The 15286-nt window shown below is 57.7% G+C and carries 10 protein-coding genes, 1 pseudogene and 1 riboswitch; of the genes and pseudogenes, 3 read left to right on the top strand and 8 right to left on the bottom strand.

Translation table 11 applies throughout. From position 1 onward, the window contains the following. Position 1: 1 nt before the first annotated feature. The 5 genes from glgA to asd all read right to left on the bottom strand — a co-directional run bounded on the left by glgA (position 2) and on the right by asd (position 8434). On the bottom strand, positions 2 to 1435 hold the full coding sequence (gene glgA, locus KOL70_RS13880) for a glycogen synthase GlgA (protein ID WP_058757589.1): 1434 nt from the start codon (positions 1433 to 1435) through the stop codon (positions 2 to 4). A gap of 62 nt (positions 1436 to 1497) precedes the next feature. After that, positions 1498 to 2790 carry a glucose-1-phosphate adenylyltransferase gene (gene glgC, locus KOL70_RS13875; RefSeq protein WP_021508022.1) on the bottom strand — a complete coding sequence of 431 codons (1293 nt, stop codon included), beginning with the start codon at positions 2788 to 2790 and terminating at the stop codon, positions 1498 to 1500. Positions 2791 to 2800: 10 nt separating this feature from the next. Further along, positions 2801 to 4780, bottom strand: coding sequence for a glycogen debranching protein GlgX (gene glgX / locus KOL70_RS13870; RefSeq protein ID WP_058780908.1), 1980 nt, complete (start codon positions 4778 to 4780; stop codon positions 2801 to 2803). Continuing rightward, complete coding sequence (gene glgB, locus KOL70_RS13865) at positions 4780 to 6966, bottom strand: 1,4-alpha-glucan branching enzyme (protein WP_215480793.1); 2187 nt, start codon at positions 6964 to 6966, stop codon at positions 4780 to 4782. Before glgB ends, glgX begins: the two co-directional genes overlap by 1 nt. A gap of 358 nt (positions 6967 to 7324) precedes the next feature. Continuing rightward, a complete protein-coding gene (gene asd, locus KOL70_RS13860) occupies positions 7325 to 8434 on the bottom strand; it encodes an aspartate-semialdehyde dehydrogenase (protein WP_031279794.1) in 1110 nt (369 codons plus the stop codon). Between the two features lie 218 nt (positions 8435 to 8652). On the opposite strand from asd, the gene KOL70_RS13855 reads away from it, so the two are divergent. Further along, the gene (locus tag KOL70_RS13855; RefSeq protein ID WP_031279795.1) at positions 8653 to 9246 is read left to right on the top strand and encodes a YhgN family NAAT transporter; all 594 of its coding nucleotides are present in this window, start codon (positions 8653 to 8655) and stop codon (positions 9244 to 9246) included. A 197-nt stretch (positions 9247 to 9443) separates the two neighbouring features. Next, the gene (locus tag KOL70_RS13850) at positions 9444 to 9767 is read left to right on the top strand and encodes a DUF805 domain-containing protein (RefSeq protein WP_215480792.1); all 324 of its coding nucleotides are present in this window, start codon (positions 9444 to 9446) and stop codon (positions 9765 to 9767) included. 301 nt (positions 9768 to 10068) lie between these two features. Here the strand turns inward: KOL70_RS13850 and panS are convergent. The 3 genes and pseudogenes from panS to KOL70_RS13835 form a co-directional block, all read right to left on the bottom strand. After that, positions 10069 to 10991, bottom strand: a pseudogene (gene panS, locus KOL70_RS13845) (ketopantoate/pantoate/pantothenate transporter PanS). Positions 10992 to 11254: 263 nt separating this feature from the next. Further along, a complete protein-coding gene (gene lysC / locus KOL70_RS13840; RefSeq protein ID WP_021508028.1) occupies positions 11255 to 12610 on the bottom strand; it encodes a lysine-sensitive aspartokinase 3 in 1356 nt (451 codons plus the stop codon). Positions 12611 to 12720: 110 nt separating this feature from the next. After that, positions 12721 to 12915: riboswitch (Lysine riboswitch) on the bottom strand. A gap of 36 nt (positions 12916 to 12951) precedes the next feature. Next, positions 12952 to 13197 (bottom strand): hypothetical protein, encoded by a 246-nt coding sequence (locus KOL70_RS13835; protein ID WP_125309290.1) that lies wholly within the window; start codon positions 13195 to 13197, stop codon positions 12952 to 12954. Positions 13198 to 13296: 99 nt separating this feature from the next. Here KOL70_RS13835 and pgi point away from each other — a divergent pair, with 99 nt between their 5' ends. Further along, positions 13297 to 14943, top strand: coding sequence for a glucose-6-phosphate isomerase (pgi, locus tag KOL70_RS13830; RefSeq protein ID WP_021508030.1), 1647 nt, complete (start codon positions 13297 to 13299; stop codon positions 14941 to 14943). The last annotated feature ends 343 nt before the right edge of the window (positions 14944 to 15286 follow it).

Below are 15286 nucleotides of genomic sequence, written 5' to 3'. Positions count from 1 at the left end.
ATTACAGCAAGCGTTGATAAAGATCGCGGTAGGCTTGTGCTGCCACCTGCCAACTAAAATCCATCCCCATCGCCTGGCGCTGAACATAACGCCAGAGTGAAGGACGGGACCATAAAACAAAAGCACGACGAATCGCGCGCAGCAGTGACCAGGCATTGCTGTCTTCGAAGCTGAAGCCGCTGGCTACGCCGTCGGCGAGGTTTTCCAGCGAGCTGTCCTGTACGGTATCCGCCAGTCCACCGGTGCGCCTGACCAGCGGCAGCGTGCCATATTTCAGGCCGTACAACTGCGTCAGACCGCACGGTTCGAAACGGCTGGGCACCATAATGACGTCCGCGCCACCGACAATGCGGTGCGAGAACGCTTCGTGATAACCAATTTGCACGCCGACGCTGCCCGGATGCTCAGCGGCTGCGGCGAGGAAGCCCTGCTGCAGTTCCGCATCGCCCTGACCTAGCAGCACCAGTTGCCCGCCCTGCGCCAGCAGTCCCGGCAGTGCTTCCAGCACCAGATCCAGCCCTTTCTGTTTGGTTAAACGGCTGATAACGCAGAACACAGGCACTTTGTCATCGACCTTCAGCCCCATGGCAATCTGCAGCTGACGTTTATTCTCCGCTTTGCTCTCCAGCGTGTCGCGGTCGTAGCGGGCGGTCAGCAACAGGTCATGTGCCGGATCCCAGATGCCGGGATCGACGCCGTTGAGAATACCGCTCAGCCGTCCTTCGCGCAGCCGCTGCTCCAGCAGCGCTTCCATGCCATAGCCAAACTCCGGCCGGGTGATCTCCAGCGCATAGGTCGGGCTGACCGCAGTTATATGATCGGCATAAAACAGGCCGGCCTTTAGGTAAGAAATCTGGCCGTAGAATTCCAGCCCGTGCATTTCAAAATAGGCGCGCGGGATCTGGATTTCGTCCAGATGTCGCGCGGAAAACAGCCCCTGATACGCCAGGTTATGCACGGTAAACACCGTTTTCGCCGGACGTCCGCGTGCGGCGATATAGGCCGGGGCCAGACCGGCGTGCCAGTCGTGCGCGTGCACGATGTCCGGCTGCCAGTAAGTATCCAGCCCGCTGGCCAGCTCGGCCGCCATCCAGCCGAGCAGCGCAAAGCGCAGGTAGTTATCGACATAGGCAAACTGCGACGTATCGTGGTACGGGCTGCCGGGACGATCGTACAGTCCCGGCGCATCAATCAAATATATCCCCACGCCGTTGAAGGGCCCAAACAGCAAGCGGACCGGCCCGGCAAAGGTTTGCAGCTCCGCCACCACTTCGGTATCAGGAATCCCTTTACGCAGATCCGGAAACGCCGGAATCAGCACCCGCGTGTCCATACCTTCGGCAATTTGTGCCTGAGGCAATGCGCCGACGACATCAGCCAGTCCGCCGGTTTTTAGCAGCGGGAAAAGCTCTGAACAGACATGTAAAACCTGCATCCTGAACCCCTATTGTGTTATCGCCCGCGTTCCACGCGGCAATGTTCTTTGCCTTTCGTCACTTACTGACCCGCAGCGGCCAATTTGGCCAGCATGGCGCGCGTCACCAGTACGATGCCCTCTTCTGAACGGTAAAAACGGCGACTATCCTCATCCGGATTTTCGCCAATCACCATGCCTTCCGGAATGACGCAGGCACGGTCTATGACGCAGCGACGCAAACGGCACGATCGCCCGATAACCACATCGGGCAGCAGCACCGCCGAATCAATATTGCAAAACGAGTTAACGCGCACGCGCGGGAACAGCACCGAATTCACCACCACCGAGCCGGAAATAATGCAGCCGCCGGAGACCAGCGAGTTCATGGTCATGCCGTGACTGCCGGATCGATCCTGGACAAATTTGGCCGGCGGCAGCGGCTCCATGTGGGTACGAATCGGCCATTCGTGGTCATACATATCGAGTTCGGGCGTCACCGAGGCCAGATCGAGGTTGGCGCGCCAGTAAGCTTCCAGCGTACCGACATCGCGCCAGTAAGGTTCCGCGTTTTCGTCGTTCTGTACGCACGACAGCGTGAAGGAGTGCGCGTAGGCTTCGCCGCTGGCGACGATCTTCGGCAGCAGATCTTTACCGAAATCGTGGCTCGAGTCGGCGATCTGCAAATCCTCCTCCAGCAGCTCATAGAGGTAATCGGCGTTGAACACGTAGATGCCCATGCTGGCCAGCGCTTTGCTTTCGTCGCCCGGCATGGACGGCGGCTGCGCCGGTTTCTCAACGAAATCGATTACATTGTTGTCCGCATCGACTGCCATCACGCCAAATGCGGTGGCCTCATGCAGCGGTACGGGCAGACAGGCGATGGTGCACTTAGCGCCACGATCGGCGTGGTCGAGCAGCATGCGCGAGTAATCCATTTTGTAGATGTGATCCCCGGCGAGAATCACGATGTACTGCGCGTTATAGCGGCGAATGATGTCGAGATTCTGCGTGACCGCATCGGCGGTACCGCGATACCAGTGTTCGGTCGAGGCGCGCTGCTGCGCCGGCAGCAGATCGACAAACTCATTCATCTCTTCGTTGAACAAGGACCAGCCGCGCTGAATGTGCTGCGTCAGCGTATGTGACTGATATTGGGTGATGACGCCGATGCGCCGAATCCCGGAGTTGATACAGTTGGAGAGCGCAAAGTCGATGATGCGGAACTTGCCGCCGAAGTGCACGGCAGGCTTGGCGCGTTTGGCGGTAAGATCTTTCAGGCGCGTACCGCGCCCGCCAGCAAGGATCAGGGCAACCGTCTGTGTAGGGAGCTGGCGCGCCAGCATCAGGGGGTCGTTTCTATCTAATTTCACCATGTCTGACTCCTTATGATTGCTTTAGGAACACACACACGCCGTGTGCGGGCCCGTGCCAGACAGTTGTCAGGATGGGGTTATCTTCCCCGGCGAAAGGAGGAATGGCTCGCCATTCTCCGTCTGGTAAGGCAAGGTCACTCACCGAATCCGTGGCGTTTATCGTTAGTAACCAGCGGCCGGAGAGCAGGATCTGCAGTCTGTGCATCCCCTGTTCCCACTCATCCCTTTCCAGTGGTTTGCCGCTGGCATTCAACCACTGCACGTTGCCATCGCCCTCCTGCCACCAGCTGTCCTGCGTCAGCGCGGGAATATGCTGACGCAGCCGGATTAACGCGGCAGTGAAGTCGACCAGTCCAAAATCATCCTGTTGCCAGTTCAGCCAGGTGAGCGGATTATCCTGACAGTACGCATTATTGTTGCCGTGCTGGCTGTGACCGCGTTCGTCACCGGCCAGCAGCATCGGCGTGCCCTGCGCCAGCAGCAGCGTGGTCAGCAATGCATGCACGCTGCGCCGCCGCCGCTCGACCACATCGAAGTTGCCCTGCAGCCCTTCAAAACCATGGTTATGGCTGAAATTACTGCTGCTGCCGTCGCGATTATCCTCGCCGTTGGCCTGATTATGCTTCTGGTTATAACTCACCACGTCACGCAGCGTGAAGCCGTCGTGCGCGGTGATCAGATTAATGCTGGCGTGCGGCAGACGCGCCGCGCGCTGAAATACATCGCTGGAGCCGGCAAAGCGGCGGGCAAAATCACCGTTACTCAACTCACCGTGCAGCCAGTAGCGGCGCGCCGTATCGCGAAAATGGTCGTTCCATTCGGCGAAGCCGGGCGGAAAGTTGCCCACCTGATAGCCGCCGGGGCCGATATCCCAGGGTTCAGCGATCAGCTTCACCTGCGACAGCACCGGGCAGGCCTGCATGGCCACAAACAGCGGCGCATCCTGGCGATAATCCGGCGTGCGCCCGAGCACGCTGGCCAAATCGAAACGAAAGCCGTCAACGTGGCAGGTTTGCACCCAGTAACGCAGCGCGCCCAGCGCCCAGTCAAGCACCTGCGGATCGCTGAGGTTCAGCGTATTACCGCAGCCGGTCCAGTTGTGATATTCACCGTTATCGCCCAGCCAGTAATAGCTGGCGTTGTCGACGCCGCGCAGCGACAGTGTCGGGCCAATCTCTTCCAGCTCGGCGCTGTGGTTGAACACCACGTCCAGAATCACTTCAATGCCCGCCGCGTGCAGCGCTTTTACCGCCTGCTGAAACTCCTGCAGCGGCGTCTGGCCCGCTTCACCCGCCGCGTAATGCGGATGCAGCGCCCACAGCGCAAACGGGTTGTAGCCCCAGTAGTTGCTCAGGCCGAGCCGTTGCAGGCGCGGCTCGCTGGCAAACGCGGCTATCGGCAGCAGCTCCAGCGCGGTGATACCCAGCCGGCGCAGATAGCTCACCATAGCAGGATGCCCCAGCGCCGCATATGTCCCGCGTAGCCTTTCCGGAATTTCCGGATGCTGCTGCGTCAGGCCGCGTACGTGTGCCTCGTAAATCACCGTCTTGCCCCACGGCGTGCGCGGCGCACAATCGTCCTGCCAGTCAAAATCGTCGGCGATCACCAGCGATTTGGGGGCAACGCCAGCGCTATCGGCATCATCCTGCTGCCACTCACCACCCAGCAGGCGCGCGTCGTCTGGCACCGCGCCGCATACCGCTTTGGCACAGGGATCGACCAGCAGTTTGGCCGGATTGAAACGATGACCGCGCTCTGGCTGCCACGGTCCATGCACGCGGTAGCCATAGCGCTGCCCCGGCTTTAGCGCCGGAACATAGCCGTGCCAGATATCACCGCTGCGCGCCGGCAGAGGGAAACGCTGCTCACTCCCCTGTTCATCAAACAGGCACAGCTCCACCCGCTCCGCGTGGCGCGAGAACAGCGTAAAGTTGACGCCGCGCCCGTCATAATGGGCACCCGGCGGTACCGGCTGGCCCGGCTGGAGCATCAATCGCCCTCCCGCACCAGCCACAGCGTGGCGAGCGGCGGCAGCGTCAGGCTTAGCGACTGTTCGCGCCCGTGGCTGGCGATGTCATCGGTATGGACGATACCGTGATTGCGCAGATCGCTGCCGTGATAATCATGCTGGTCGGTGTTCAGCACTTCGCGCCAGCCGCCGCGCTGATTCACGCCGAAGCGATAGTTGTGGCGCGGCACCGGCGTTAAGTTACTGGCGACGATCAGTTCGTTGCCCTCGCGGTCGCGGCGCACAAACACAAAGACCGAGTTTTCGTGATCGTCGACCACCAGCCACTCGAAGCCGCTGGCATCGAAATCGAGCTGATAGAGCGGCGAAAAGTGGCGATAGCTGTGGTTCAGGTCACGTACCAGTCGCTGCACGCCGTGGTGCCAGTTATCCAGCCCCTCCAGCAGATGCCAGTCGAGGCTGGTGTCGTAGTTCCATTCCCGACCCTGGGCGAATTCATTGCCCATAAACTGCAGTTTTTTGCCGGGAAAGCCCCACATCCAGCCGTAATAGGCGCGCAGGTTGGCAAATTTCTGCCAGGTATCACCCGGCATGCGGTCGAGGATCGACTTTTTGCCGTGTACCACTTCGTCGTGCGACAGCGGCAGCACGAAGTTTTCCGTGTAGTTGTACAGCATGCCGAAGGTCATCAGCTGATGATGGTAGCGGCGATGCACCGGATCGAGCTTCATGTAGTCGAGGGTGTCATGCATCCAGCCGAGGTTCCATTTGAACCAGAAGCCCAGGCCGCCATCTTCGGATGGCCGCGTCACGCCGGGATAATCGGTAGACTCTTCCGCCACGCTGATGCTGCCGGGTGCGGCGCGGCCCAGCGTGCGATTGGTATGGCGCAGGAAGGCAATGGCTTCGAGGTTTTCACGGCCGCCAAACTGGTTAGGTACCCACTCACCCTCTTTGCGGCTGTAGTCGCGATAGATCATCGACGCCACCGCATCGACGCGCAGGCCATCAATGCCGAAGCGCTCCATCCAGTACAACGCATTGCCGGAGAGATAGTTGCTGACCTCGCGCCGGCCAAAGTTGTAGATCAGCGTATTCCAGTCCTGATGGTAGCCTTCACGCGGATCGCTGTGCTCGTACAGCTCGGTACCGTCGAATTTGGCGAGGCCAAAATCGTCGCTGGGGAAATGGCCCGGCACCCAGTCGAGCAGCACGTTGAGACCTGCCTCGTGGGCAGCGGCGATAAAGTGACGAAACTCATCGCGCGTGCCGAAGCGGCGCGTCGGCGCGTACATGCCGAGCGGCTGATAGCCCCAGCTGCCGTCGAACGGATGCTCGTTGATCGGTAACAGTTCGATATGGGTAAACCCCATCTCTTTGACATAGGGCACCAGCTGTTCGGCCAGCTCTTTGTAACTCAGCCAGAAATTGTTGTCGGTGTGGCGACGCCACGAACCGAGATGCACCTCGTAAATGGAGATCGGCTGGTCAAAGCCGTTGGCGATTTTGCGCTGTGGCTGCATCTCCAGCTTCGGCGGCAGGCCGCAGATCATCGAGGCGGTCTGCGGACGCATTTGCGCCTCGAAGGCGAACGGATCGGCTTTGATGCGCATCTGACCGTGCGCATCAATGATCTCGAATTTGTACAGCTGGCCGTTAACCGCGCCGGGGACAAACAGCTCCCAGATGCCGAGTTCGCGGCGGAAACGCATCGGATGGCGGCGGCCATCCCAGAAGTTAAACTCGCCTACCACCGAAACGCGCTGCGCGTTCGGGGCCCAGACGGCGAAGCGCGTGCCGGCAACGCCATCAATGGTGGTGCCGTGCGCGCCGAGCGTTTCATACGGCCGCAGGTGCGTGCCTTCGGCCAGCAGCCAGGCATCCATCTCCGCCAGCAGCGGGCCAAAGCGGTAGGCATCGTCGATCAGGTTTTGCTGGCCGTGCCAGTTGACTGCCAGCTGGTAGCGAAACAGGTTTTTACGGCGCGGGATCACGCCGCTGAAGAAGCCGCGCGAATCAAGACATTTAAGCTGGGCGCATTTGCGGCCGGTGTTGGTTTCAATCACCCAGACTTCGGATGCATCCGGTAACAGCGCACGCACTTCGAGACCTTGTGTGGTCTGGTGCATCCCCAGTACTGAGAAGGGGTCGGCATAATTCCCGGCGAAAAGGGCATTGATCGCATGGCGATCGGGAAGCTCTGACATGACTTTCTTCCTATGATTTTTTGCGCAGGCGACCGGAGAGACAGGATTGTCGCTATAGGTGCGCTGCTTTTCATGAGCCATACATACAGCAGCAAGGAAGGACACCCTCCGTGGGAAAGATCCTGGCCGTGTACAACAACTATTCCATTCGCAAAGTAAAAACAGTTAACAACCGGCACATCACTGTTAAATCATAGCTTGGGGTTGGCAGAAGCCAGGGTGGAACGCAAAAAATTGTTATCGGGCGAGCAAAAAGGGGAAGCTGATCACTTGTCGGGCGCAATTTGGGTTAAGTTTTGCACTCCCGTGGAAAGAAAAAAGGCCGGGAAACCCCGGCCTGTCTGGATTCGCGCTGCGCTTAGTCGATCAGCAAACGCAGCATGCGACGCAGCGGTTCGGCAGCGCCCCACAGTAACTGATCGCCGACGGTGAAGGCCGACAGATACTCCGGCCCCATGTTCAGCTTACGCAGACGGCCCACCGGCGTGGTCAGCGTACCGGTCACCGCGGCAGGCGTCAGTTCACGCATGGTGATGTCGCGATCGTTCGGCACCACTTTCACCCACTCGTTGTGCGCGGCCAGCAGCTGTTCGATTTCGTTCAGCGGCACATCTTTCTTCAGCTTCAACGTGAACGCCTGGCTGTGGCAGCGCAACGCGCCGACGCGCACGCACAGGCCATCGACCGGAATGGTGTGACGGGTCGAGAGAATTTTGTTGGTCTCCGCCTGGCCTTTCCACTCTTCGCGGCTCTGGCCGTTGTCCAGCTGCTTGTCGATCCACGGGATCAGGCTGCCGGCCAGCGGTACGCCGAAGTTGTCGGTCGGCAGCGTGCCGGAACGGGTAAAGTCAGTCACGCTGCGCTCAATGTCGAGAATGGCGGAGGCCGGATTTTGCAGCGAAGTCGCAACGTGGTCGTGCAGCATGCCCATCTGGGTCAGCAGTTCGCGCATATGGCGCGCGCCGCCGCCGGAGGCCGCCTGATACGTCGCGACGGAGGCCCACTCGACCAGGTCGTTAGCGAACAGTCCGCCCAGCGACATCAGCATCAGGCTGACGGTGCAGTTACCGCCGACAAAGGTTTTGATGCCGCTGTCGAGGCCCTGACGAATCACCTGATGGTTGACCGGATCGAGAATAATGATGGCGTCATCTTTCATGCGCAGCGTGGAGGCCGCATCAATCCAGTAGCCCTGCCAGCCGCTCTCGCGCAGCTTCGGGTAGACTTCACTGGTATAATCGCCGCCCTGGCAGGTGATGATGATATCCAGCGCCTTCAGCGCCTCAATATCAAACGCATCCTGCAGCGCACCGGTCGACTTACCGCCAAACGTCGGCGCAGCCTGACCCAGTTGCGAGGTGGAGAAGAAGACCGGATTGATCACATCGAAATCGCGTTCTTCGCTCATACGTGACATCAGCACAGAGCCGACCATGCCACGCCAACCAACAAAACCTACATTCTTCATTTTCTGTCCGTCTCAGGAACTCGGGCCGGGGCCTGGGTGGTGCAAAAAAAGACCAGCGCCAGCAATGCGCCAGTCTGCGTAATAATCAGGTTTACCTATGACCCACAACTCTACAAAATGCAGCACTTCTGGCAAGTGAATTAATTCGATTGCGCTAACTTTTTCAGCAGTACAACTTATAACGGCTGTGGCCGACCTGAAGGGATGGTTTACCTCTGATGACTGAAATGATATCCGCGACCATACTATTGCTGTTGATTATGGACCCGCTGGGCAACCTGCCGATTTTCATGTCGGTGCTGAAGCACCTGGAGCCGAAGCGCCGCCGCGTAGTGCTGATGCGCGAGATGCTGATCGCCTTGATTCTGATGCTGCTGTTCCTGTTCGCCGGTGAACGCATCCTGGCGTTTCTTAATCTGCGCACCGAAACGGTATCGATTTCCGGCGGCATCATTCTGTTTTTGATCGCCATTCGCATGATTTTCCCGTCCGGCGAGACCAGCACCAGCGGCCTGCCCGCCGGCGAAGAGCCGTTCCTGGTGCCGCTGGCGATCCCGCTGGTCGCCGGGCCCTCACTGCTCGCTACCCTGATGCTGCTGTCACATCAGTATCCCAATCAGATGACGCATCTGGTCGGCGCCCTGCTGATTGCCTGGGGCGTCACGGTGGTGATTCTGCTAATGTCCGGCCTGTTCCTGCGCCTGCTGGGGGATAAAGGCGTCAACGCGCTGGAGCGATTAATGGGTTTGATCCTGATTATGCTGGCGACGCAGATGTTCCTGGACGGGATTCGGGTTTACCTGAAGCTATAGCGTTTCGCATGGTGGCGGCGCTAATTAATAATACCAGGAATGGCATGATTCAACACATGTTATTGCCTGGTATTTAATAGACAACATTCAGGTTCACAACACGCGTTATCCGTTTTATCGTAAAATCTCTACTTTACGTGTTTTTCGACGGTGAACAGCTTGCTGTCTCTCATCATTTTTGTGGTGGTTAGAATAAAATGGCGCTGACTCTCTTATTAACATCCATAAAGAATGGATTGATTAAGACATTTGATTATAGTGGCAAAGATAGCCGCTTATGCTACATCATTTTTATGATGTTCCAGATTATCTGGTTTTGTTGTTATCTCAGTGTGTTCGCTTCACCCACGAATGAAATAGCATGGATTCCTTTACTGCTTTTCGTTCTGCCATCGCTGGCTTGTGGCAGCAGAAGAATAAACGATGCGGGATATTCACGGGGAGTATTTATTCTTTTGATCGTTGCGCCTTATTTACTGTTTCCTTTTCTGGCTTTTCCTGCATCAGTAAAAAAAGAATAAATCGGGCTGGCCCGTGTAGGGGTTCCTGGTGCTTGCATATTTATATGAGGTGAGGATTAGTGCGCCAGTGGAATATTTTTGAATGACTATTTATGACGCCACGCTGCCCGTTGAGTGTTTGCGGTCGCCATGAATGGCGACCCTACAAGATTATTGCGCGTTTTTACAGAGGGCGCATTTATTGCGCCCTCGGCAAGGTTATCGCGTGTTTTTTGTAGGGTGCGCATTTATGCGCACCGGCATCAACAGGACGATGGTGCGTAACCGATCGTCATTGATGACCACCGGTACGCATGCCCCGTTATTTCTGCTTCTTCTCAATCGTTTTACCCGACCAGTAACCCGCCAGCAGCGAACCGGAGAGGTTGTGCCACACCGAGAACAGTGCGCCGGGCAGCGCGGCCAGCGGTGAGAAGTAAAGTTTGCCCAGCGTGGCCGCCAGTCCGGAATTCTGCATACCGACTTCCAGCGCCAGCGTGCGGCAGGTGGATTCGTCAAAGCCAAACAGCTTGCCACCCCAGTAGCCGCCGAGCAGCCCAATGGCGTTGTGCAGGATTACCGCCGCGATCACCATCAGCCCTACCGAGCCGATAAAGCCCTGGCTACCGGCGACCACCGCGCTAATGATAAGCAGAATACACACCATCGAAAACGCCGGCAGATACGGCTCAACACGGCGCACCACGCTGTTCATAGAGTGGTGAATAATCAGGCCAAGCCCAATCGGGATCACCACGATTTTGACGATGCTGAGCAGCATGCCCACCACATCGACCTGAATGTGCGTATCTACGTAGAAGCGCGTCAGCAGCGGCGTCGCGAACACGCCCACCAGCGCCGAAACCGACGAGATGGTCACCGACAGCGCCACGTCGCCCTTCGCCAGATAAATCATCACGTTCGAGGCTGTCCCGCTGGCCACGCTGCCGACCAGAATCATCCCGGCGGCCAGATCCGGCGGCATCTGGAACAGTTTCGCCAGCGCCCAGGCCGCCAGCGGCATTACCAGATAGTGCAGGAACGTGCCGGCAATCACCGGCGCCGGACGCACCAGCACGCGTTTAAAATCGTCAATGTTGAGCGTCACGCCCATGCCGAACATGATCAGCATCAGCAGGTAGGTTACCCACGGCCGATGCCGAGGAAGGTGGACGGCGAATAATAGGCTGCAACGGACAGCAGTACGGCCCAGAGCGGAAACAGGCGGGTGAGTTTGGCGAGCATGAAGAAATGTCCTTAGCGTTTTACTTAATTGGTTTTTTGCCACAGATGAAACGGCGCGCGGGGAACGAACCGCAGCGACCTGCGCCGGATCATAACATTTCATTATCATAAGCGTGGCCGACGACAGAAAATGCCTATCGGCTGCTAAAGATCGCCAGGCAGGCATAGGCATTCCGCTGGCATTTGTCCGAAATAGCGTCAGGCTGAACGGCAGAGATAAAAAAAGCCGGACATTGTCCGGCTTCAGGTGGCTTATGCGTCAATTAAGATTCGAACAGATTCTTATGCAGCGCGCGCACCACTTCTTCCGCATCCGGCGTTGGCACCAGGAAGCACAGGTTGTAGCTGCTTGCGCCGTAGCAAATCATGCGCAGGTTAAACGGCTCCAGCGCGCCGAACACCTCTTTGCCGACGCCGCAGGCTTTCGACAGGTTGTTGCCGATGATCGCCACCAGCGCCAGATTCTCTTCCACTTCTACCCGGCACAGGGAAGAGAGCTCGGTCAGCAGCGCCTGGGTCAGCAGACTGTCGGCGGTGCTGGTTGAACCGGTGGTATCCAGCGTCAGCGCCACGCTCACTTCCGAGGTGGTAACCAGATCAACCGAAATACTGTGGCGCGCCAGGATAGCAAACACTTCCGCCAGGAAGCCGTGCGCGTGCAGCATGTTCAGACTGTGCAGCGTCAGCAGCGTCTGTTTGCGCCGCAGTGCCAGCGCGCGGAACAGCGGCGGATTTTTAGTCTCGTTGCAGACGCGCGTGCCGCCCGCAGCCGGATCTTTACTGGAGCCGACAAACACCGGAATATCACTGCGCACCGCCGGCAGCAGCGTCGCCGGATGCAGCACTTTCGCACCGAAGATCGCCATCTCCGCCGCTTCTTCAAAGGTGATCTCTTCGATGCGTTTCGCCTGCGGCACCACGCGTGGGTCGGTGGTGTAGATGCCCGCCACGTCGGTCCAGATATCCACACGCGTCGCCTGCAGCGCTTCGCCGAGCAGCGCAGCGGTGTAATCGCTGCCGCCACGGCCCAGCGTGGTGGTGCGGCCTTTGCCTTCGCTGCCGATGAAGCCCTGCGTGATCACCAGCGCTTCTGCGGTGCGCGGCTGCAGCTGAGCCGCTGCCAGCGTTTTCAGCTCGGCCACATCCGGCTCGGCGCGGCCAAAACGGTCGCTGGTGCGCATCACTTTGCGTACGTCAAACCACTCGGCATTCACCTGGCGCTCGCGCAGAATCTCCACAAACAGCAGGCTCGACATCAGTTCGCCGTGGCTCACCAGCTCATCGGTCAGCGCGGTCGAACGGGCTAATGCCGCCGCTTCCGCCAGCATGATGATGTTCTCCAGCATGCGATCAATCTCCTGACGGATGACGTCCGGCGACTGCAGGCGATCGATGATGGCGTATTGAATGGTGCGGATTTGATCCAGCAGATAAGCGCGCTGCTCGAGTTCCTGGCCTTCAGCCAGCGAAACCAGCAGGTTAGTCACGCCCGCCGAGGCAGAGAGCACCACCAGACGGGTATTGGCATCAGACAGCACGACGTCCGCGCTGCGGTTCATGGCATCGAAATCGGCAACGCTGGTGCCGCCAAATTTTGCCACGATCAACGATTGAGACATGTAACAAAACCTCGTGTCAGGTTATCTCCTCCCATTCGCGGAAGAGAAGATCGGGTAACAGCCTTGGCACAAGAGAAGAGCAGAATTGGACAGACAAGATCAGGAGATGAGTCACCAAAAGCACTTCACCTTGCGAAACGTCCGACTGCGGACGCTTCTGGTGACAACCCAGAGGATTCAGCCCCTGCAGCCGACAGCACAACACTCCGCGTGTTGCACCACCTCGGCGTCGCACCCCCTGATGTGTTCTCGCTGGATACGGATCCTCAAACACACTGCCTGGGCGACGCGCCTCTTCTGGCTTGCACCCGGAGGTGCAAGTCGCGCGCACAAAATACTGATTAATTGTTCCGCTGTCCAGCCTTGCGGCGCCGGGAAAATTCATTTTTACACTTATGCAGCGCATTGCTAAACAAACCCGGAAGCCGCCAGCCGCCTAAAGTAGTCAGCGGTGCGAAAAAACCGGTGTTTTGCTGATGCCGCGCAGAGTAATGCGCGGCGAACCGGCCGACAATCGCCGCCGGATTTACCTGAAACGCTGCGGCTGGCGTCACAAATTTTTTCCTTTCAGTTGCAACTGTGGTCATACTGAAACGCGTGCAAGCCGTAACAAATGCTCAGCATGCCGGGCCAGACAGGATGCGCCCGGATGGAATGACGGTTCTTATATCAACAAGAGTGTTGCCATGAAAAATATCAATCCGACACAAACCGCAGCCTGGAAAGCGCTGCAGCAGCATTTTGATCAGATGAAATCGGTAGAGATTGCAGACCTGTTTGCGCAGGATGCCGATCGTTTTGCGAAATTCTCTGCCACCTTTGATGATCAGATGCTGGTGGATTTCTCAAAAAACCGCATCACCCAGGAAACCCTCGACAAACTCCAGGCGCTGGCGAAAGAGACCGATCTGGCGGGCGCCATCAAATCCATGTTCTCCGGTGAGAAGATTAACCGCACCGAAGATCGCGCCGTGCTGCATGTGGCCCTGCGCAACCGCAGCAACACACCAATCCTCGTGGATGGCAAAGATGTAATGCCGGAAGTGAACGCGGTGCTGGCGAAGATGAAAGCCTTCTCAGAGCGCATCATCAGCGGCGAGTGGAAAGGCTACACCGGCAAGCCGATTACTGACGTGGTGAACATCGGTATCGGCGGTTCAGACCTCGGCCCGTTCATGGTGACCGAAGCGCTGCGTCCGTATAAAAACCACCTCAACATGCACTTTGTTTCCAATGTTGATGGCACGCACATTGCCGAAACGCTGAAACCGCTTAGCCCGGAAACCACGCTGTTCCTCGTGGCGTCGAAAACCTTTACCACGCAGGAAACCATGACCAACGCCCACAGCGCGCGCGACTGGTTCCTGAACACCGCCGGCGATCAGCAGCACGTGGCGAAGCACTTTGCCGCGCTCTCAACCAACGCGAAAGCGGTCGGCGAATTTGGTATTGATACCGCCAACATGTTCGAGTTCTGGGACTGGGTCGGTGGCCGCTACTCACTGTGGTCCGCCATCGGTCTGTCGATCATCCTGTCCATCGGCTTCGAGAACTTCGAACAGCTGCTGAGCGGCGCGCATGCCATGGACCAGCACTTTGCGAACACGCCGGCGGAGCAAAACCTGCCGGTGCTGCTGGCGCTGATCGGTATCTGGTACAACAACTTCTTCGGTGCCGAAACTGAAGCGATTCTGCCGTACGACCAGTACATGCACCGTTTTGCCGCTTACTTCCAGCAGGGCAACATGGAGTCCAACGGTAAGTACGTCGACCGCGACGGCAACCCGGTGGATTACCAGACTGGCCCAATTATCTGGGGTGAACCCGGCACCAACGGGCAGCACGCGTTTTATCAGCTGATCCATCAGGGTACCAAGCTGATTCCATGCGACTTCATTGCGCCGGCGCAGACCCACAACGCGCTGGCCGATCACCACCAGAAGCTGCTTTCCAACTTCTTTGCTCAGACCGAAGCGCTGGCGTTTGGTAAAGCCCGCGAGGTGGTAGAGAAAGAGTTTACCGATGCCGGTAAATCGGCGGAGTCCGTCGCGCATATCGTGCCGTTCAAGGTGTTTGAAGGTAACCGTCCGACCAACTCGATTCTGCTGCGTGAAATCACTCCGTTCAGCCTCGGCGCGCTGATTGCGCTGTACGAGCACAAGATCTTCACTCAGGGCGCGATTCTCAACATCTTCACCTTCGATCAGTGGGGCGTTGAGCTGGGCAAACAGCTGGCTAACCGCATTTTGCCGGAGCTGGAAAACGATGCGCAGATTAACAGCCATGATAGCTCCACCAATGGCTTAATTAATCGCTACAAATCCTGGCGTTAATTTCACTCCCAGGCTCATCAGGCGGCAGCACATGCCGCCTTTTTTTTGCTCCGATCAACTGCCCCGCCGTAAATAAGCGGATTTTGCTGCCACGCTGCGGTTAGATAATTCTTAAAATGGCCTAAGGAAAATCGGAAGATGCCATCATGAGTGGCGGGCTCATCTGATAAAAAATGGATCTGATTTATCCGCCTCACCCACCTAAGCAACTGATTAAATTTGTCTTTCTATTTTAACCCTTTCAGGAAAATCTGATTATTCCTATTCCGTGCCATTTTTTAATGCAAAAGTGAAAAATGCTGCTGTGCTATAACGTCCTGCGCAAATATTCCAGCCAGCGAAA

It is taken from the genome of Pantoea sp. B270, assembly GCF_018726825.1.
Taxonomy (GTDB): Bacteria; Pseudomonadota; Gammaproteobacteria; order Enterobacterales; family Enterobacteriaceae; genus Pantoea; species Pantoea dispersa.
This window is presented reverse-complemented; position numbering and strand designations above follow the sequence as displayed.

Excerpts from the sequence above, each read along its gene's own strand:
- glgA (WP_058757589.1), bottom strand. The coding sequence starts at position 1,435 with ATGCAGGTTTTACATGTCTGTTCAGAGCTTTTCCCGCTGCTAAAAACC.
- glgC (WP_021508022.1), bottom strand. The coding sequence starts at position 2,790 with ATGGTGAAATTAGATAGAAACGACCCCCTGATGCTGGCGCGCCAGCTC.
- glgX (WP_058780908.1), bottom strand. The coding sequence starts at position 4,780 with ATGCTCCAGCCGGGCCAGCCGGTACCGCCGGGTGCCCATTATGACGGG.
- glgB (WP_215480793.1), bottom strand. The coding sequence starts at position 6,966 with ATGTCAGAGCTTCCCGATCGCCATGCGATCAATGCCCTTTTCGCCGGG.
- asd (WP_031279794.1), bottom strand. The coding sequence starts at position 8,434 with ATGAAGAATGTAGGTTTTGTTGGTTGGCGTGGCATGGTCGGCTCTGTG.
- KOL70_RS13855 (WP_031279795.1), top strand. The coding sequence starts at position 8,653 with ATGACTGAAATGATATCCGCGACCATACTATTGCTGTTGATTATGGAC.
- KOL70_RS13850 (WP_215480792.1), top strand. The coding sequence starts at position 9,444 with ATGGCGCTGACTCTCTTATTAACATCCATAAAGAATGGATTGATTAAG.
- lysC (WP_021508028.1), bottom strand. The coding sequence starts at position 12,610 with ATGTCTCAATCGTTGATCGTGGCAAAATTTGGCGGCACCAGCGTTGCC.
- KOL70_RS13835 (WP_125309290.1), bottom strand. The coding sequence starts at position 13,197 with ATGACCACAGTTGCAACTGAAAGGAAAAAATTTGTGACGCCAGCCGCA.
- pgi (WP_021508030.1), top strand. The coding sequence starts at position 13,297 with ATGAAAAATATCAATCCGACACAAACCGCAGCCTGGAAAGCGCTGCAG.